This is a genomic window from Rhodopseudomonas sp. BR0C11 (genome assembly GCF_010820945.1).
GTDB lineage: Bacteria > Pseudomonadota > Alphaproteobacteria > Rhizobiales > Xanthobacteraceae > Rhodopseudomonas > Rhodopseudomonas palustris_H.
In genome coordinates, this window is sequence record NZ_QTKI01000860.1 from 1 (window position 1) to 430 (window position 430).

Here is a 430-nt window from a genome sequence, read left to right on the forward strand (position 1 = left end):
GTGCGACGAAGCACTTCCGGGTTGGTGAGGGCGAAGTTCGACGGCGCCAAGACGTCGAGCATCTGCCGGGTCGCGAACTCGACGATCTTCTCATTCTGCTCCGAGACGCCGCGAATGTTGGTGGTGGCGTCGTGCCACCACTGCTCGGCCAGCAGAAAGCCCTGCGCCATCAGGTTGAACGGCGGTTCGCGCCATTCCGGCGCGCTGAAGCGGCGGTCCTGCGGCTGCGGAGCAATCAACGACCAAGGCTCGGTCTGGCCGACCGAGGCTTCGGCGAGCTGCGTGCCACGGCGCAGCGCTTCGTTGACGAGATCCATCCGCTGCGTCGGCGCCCAGAACAGATGCGACAGCCAGTCGGCATAGGCGAGCGTCAGCGCGGTCGGCGACAGCCCGCCGGTCAACGGCGCCAGCGTCGCATGCAGGGTGCGGT

At 67.4% G+C, this 430-nt stretch carries 1 protein-coding gene; it reads right to left on the reverse strand.

Annotation, left to right across the window (positions count from 1 at the left end):
- Positions 1 to 430 (reverse strand): poly-beta-hydroxybutyrate polymerase N-terminal domain-containing protein (locus DYI24_RS27820; RefSeq protein ID WP_205523731.1); only part of this gene is annotated, 430 nt, incomplete at both ends.